Source organism: Streptomyces sp. 549 (genome assembly GCF_030124175.1).
Taxonomy (GTDB): domain Bacteria; phylum Actinomycetota; class Actinomycetes; order Streptomycetales; family Streptomycetaceae; genus Streptomyces.
Window position 1 is genome coordinate 1 of record NZ_JASKMT010000072.1, and the last position, 512, is coordinate 512.

Sequence of the window (512 nt, forward strand, 5' to 3'; positions counted from 1 at the left end):
CATCAACAGCTTCGCCACCGTCGACTTGCCGCAACCCGACTCCCCCACGATGCCCAGCGTCTCCCCGGCGCTCAGGGTGAAGGAGACGCCGTCGACGGCTTTCACCCCTCCGATCTGCCGTTTGAAGACGATTCCACGGGTGAGCGGGAAGTGCTTGACCAGGTCCCGGACCTCCAGGATCGGCTCGCCTGCGGGCGCGGGTCGGCCGGGGGCGGCGAGGGTGTCCGGTTCAGTCACGGAGGGTCTCCTCCCAGAAGTGGCAGGCGCTGTGCCTGCCGGGCAGCTCGGCCCCGTCGGGCTCGGTGACCTGGTACAACGGCGGGTCCTCGGCGCGGCAGACGTCCCGGGCGCGCGGGCAGCGCGGATGGAACGGGCAGCCCGGCGGAATGCGCAGGAGGTTGGGTGGCAGGCCCTTGATGGCGAAGAGTTCGTGGCCCTTCTGGTCCAGGCGCGGAATGGAGTCCAGCAGACCCCGCGTGTACGGATGCGCGGGACGCTTGTACAACTCGTGC

At 69.7% G+C, this 512-nt stretch carries 2 protein-coding genes; both read right to left on the minus strand.

The window, feature by feature from the left end:
• A partial coding sequence (locus QNO07_RS27505) for an ATP-binding cassette domain-containing protein (protein WP_283995261.1) occupies positions 1 to 237 on the minus strand: 237 nt, incomplete at its 3' end.
• Positions 230 to 512, minus strand: a 283-nt coding sequence (locus QNO07_RS27510; protein ID WP_349636884.1) for an oligopeptide/dipeptide ABC transporter ATP-binding protein, incomplete at its 5' end; no start/stop codon positions are given. The genes QNO07_RS27510 and QNO07_RS27505, both read right to left, overlap by 8 nt.